Below are 1,408 nucleotides of genomic sequence, written 5' to 3' on the forward strand. Positions count from 1 at the left end.
AAGACACGGGCCCATCCGCGCGCCGCGCGGGATCGGCGATCGGTGCACCGTCGAGCCGCACCGAGCCGGGCACGATCCGCGCGCCGGGTGGCGGCGTGTCGACCAGCCGCGCATCGAGCAGCGCCTCGGTCATCTCGTTGCTCAGACCCAGCGTGTAAACCGCGTGACCGCCGGTGGCGACCCGCGCGCGGTCGACCCGCTTTTCGACCGCGATGGGAATGCCGAAGTCGGGATCGACCGGTATGTCGCCGCGCATGACCGCGCCGGCGGCATGGCGAAACGCGCCGCCCCAGCTTGCCTCGTCGGGCGACAGGCTGCGCGCGAAGCCCTCGAAGACCCGGCGGGCCGAGGGGTATGCATGGCCCTGCGCCTCGACGCTGTAGCGATAATAGCCGCTGGTGCGCGCGCCGAAGGAGAAGAACCCCTCCGCATCGGTCGTCACCGCCTCGATCTCCCGGCCCGCCGTGTCGAGCAGCGCGACCCGTGCGCCCTCCACGGGGTTGTTGTCGACGCTGTCGAAGACGAAATTGCCCGGATCGACGAGGAATTCGGCGCTGTAGAGCAGGCTTTGGCACAGCACGGTGGCCACGAGACGGTCGCCCCGCGTCGCGGCGAGAACATTGTCGCCCGCCACCGGCGGGGACATCCGCGCCACCGGCAGCGGCGGCGCGGAGAACCGCCCCGAATTGAGGTCGCTCTCCCGCGCGGTCACGGTCTCGACATCGCCGGTCCTGTCGCTGGCCACGGTGATCTCGATCTCGTCGCGCCCGCGCGTGCCGTTGCACTGGCCCGAGGCGAAGTCGAACATCAGATCCTGCCCGAGCGCGCCGCGAAACACCGGGCGCATCCCCGCATCGACGTAATCGAGCCCGCCGCCCTCCCCCGCATGCTCCACCGTCACCTCGTTGGAACGCTGCGCGCGGGCGCCGCCGGCCTGCGGCACGAAGACGGTCGCGGTGTTGGTGATGCGCACTTGGCCGACATGGCCCGGCACCCGAACCTGAAACCGCATCCGCCGGCTGTGCCCGGCATCGAGCGCCCCTTCGTGCAAAAAGGCCACGGCATCGACCTGCGCCGCATCCTCGGGCGGCACCGACAGATAGCTGTGCTCGGGCGCGCCCGTCAGGTGATAGAGCCACAGCGCCCCGGGGGCCGCGCCTCCGGGCTCGAACACGGTGTTGAGCGGCACCGCGTCGCGCACCAGCACGCCGGGCCGGGCCACGCCATCCACGAGGATCTCCGCCCCGTCGATCCGAGCGAGGGGGGCGACCGCCGCCTGCCCGTCGTTCTGAAGCTCCAGCGTGTAGATCAGCACCTCGCCCTCGGGCTGCGGCTGCCGCGCGACGCTCTTGTGCAGCTCGATCCCGGTCTCGCCCACCGTCACGACGCCGCGGCCCCGCCCCGACAT

Annotated in this window: 1 protein-coding gene; it reads right to left on the reverse strand. The window is 71.7% G+C overall.

All coding sequences use genetic code 11. From position 1 onward, the window contains the following. On the reverse strand, positions 1-1,408 hold a 1,408-nt coding region (locus NHG85_RS05245), incomplete at both ends, for a carboxypeptidase regulatory-like domain-containing protein (RefSeq protein WP_253330480.1).

The sequence above is a fragment of the Limimaricola litoreus genome (assembly GCF_024159025.1).
In the GTDB taxonomy this organism is placed as follows: Bacteria; Pseudomonadota; Alphaproteobacteria; order Rhodobacterales; family Rhodobacteraceae; genus Limimaricola; species Limimaricola litoreus.